Raw genomic sequence first — 877 nt, forward strand, 5'->3', positions numbered from 1 at the left:
AACGCTGGTCGCGGCTCCCAGGCAGCGCAACACAAATGCTGAGAAAGCGGATCTGCGTGAAGGGCGGATCCCACAGGACTGGCAGGACAAGCCGTCAAAGCTGTCCCACAAGGACAGGCATGCGCGGTGGACGCTGAAGTTCACGAAAGCAAAGCGGCAGGAGGATGGGACGATCCCCGCAACAGATCTTGCCATCCCATTCTTTGGCTACAAATCCCATGTCTCCATCGACCGAAAATTTCGGTTGATCCGGAAATGGAAAACAACCGATGCCGCCGCCAGTGATGGTGCGCGATTGAGAGAGGGCTTGCTGGATAAAACCAATACGGCCTCAATAGTCTGGGCAGACACAGCCTATCGCTCAAAAGCCAACGAAGACTTCATGGAGAAGCAGGGCTTTGTCTCGAAGGTCCACAGGAAAAAGCCGCATCTCAAGCCTATGCCTCGGCACATCCAGAAATCCAACGCCGGAAAGTCCGTTATCCGGTCACGTGTCGAGCATGTCTTTGCTGATCAGAAGTCACAGACCGGACTGTTCATCCGGACAGTGAGTATCACTCGTGCAACCATGAGGATCGGGCTGGCCAATATCGTCTATAATATGCGCCGCCTTCTCTTCCTCGAGAGGATTAACGCCCACGCGTAGCAGTCCAGCGGATGATCGTTCCCGATCTGCTCAAAACGCAGAGCGAAAGCCACCCCAGGAGCCATCAATCAGCACGCCAAAACTCTGAAATCAGGAGCCAGACGCATCAATCAACGGTTCTTCGATCTCTCCAACTGCAGGTCTGCTTACGCCTCATTTCAGATATCCAAGCGGATGTGACGGCTTCCCGAAAGCCGACATTGTTAGGCGAGTAGCGATATACTGAGTTTG

At 53.9% G+C, this 877-nt stretch carries 1 protein-coding gene; it reads left to right on the forward strand.

Features of this window, described 5'->3' with window-relative positions:
• Positions 1-646: transposase (locus JK202_RS16160; protein WP_211562505.1), on the forward strand; the 646-nt coding region annotated here is incomplete at its 5' end.
• Positions 647-877: the final 231 nt, after the last annotated feature.

It is taken from the genome of Gluconobacter sp. Dm-62 (assembly GCF_018256155.1).
Lineage (GTDB): Bacteria > Pseudomonadota > Alphaproteobacteria > Acetobacterales > Acetobacteraceae > Gluconobacter.